We start from the raw sequence: 397 nt of genomic DNA, 5'->3' as shown, positions 1-397 counted from the left end.
GGCGCCACATTGGCTTGTTCGCGGCTTCCTCGCTGCGGGCGTTGAAACTGAGCGAAGGGAGGGCCGGCTTATTCCACCAGTGCGGGACCAGCCCCCAGCGGGCGCCGTCGAGCTCGAGCTGGCCTTGTTCTTTGAGGCGCAGGAGCGGCACCTGGGTGGAGGGTGCCACGTTGTAGCGGCGTATCCACTGCCCTGAATCTCTGGCGCCAATGTGCCAATACTGCTCGATGGCCCGGTCATCGGGTGAGACGTAGCGGCCGCACATAGACACTCCGTGACTATTTTCTTGCAGGATAGACGTGTTGTTGTGGGATTTGAAAGTTGCCCAGAATGGGCGAGGCGGGGTGTCTAATACTAAGTCTTTCGACCTTGATTTTTCTGGCCTGCGACGGGGCTA

Annotated in this window: 1 protein-coding gene; it reads right to left on the bottom strand. The window is 59.9% G+C overall.

Going from position 1 to position 397, the window contains the following annotated elements:
• A partial coding sequence (locus tag J0A65_RS26155; protein ID WP_206597107.1) for an SOS response-associated peptidase family protein occupies window positions 1-265 on the bottom strand: 265 nt, incomplete at its 3' end.
• Between the last annotated feature and the right edge of the window lie 132 nt (window positions 266-397).

It is taken from the genome of Bowmanella yangjiangensis (assembly GCF_017255015.1).
GTDB classification, from domain to species: domain Bacteria; phylum Pseudomonadota; class Gammaproteobacteria; order Enterobacterales; family Alteromonadaceae; genus Bowmanella; species Bowmanella yangjiangensis.
This window is presented reverse-complemented; position numbering and strand designations above follow the sequence as displayed.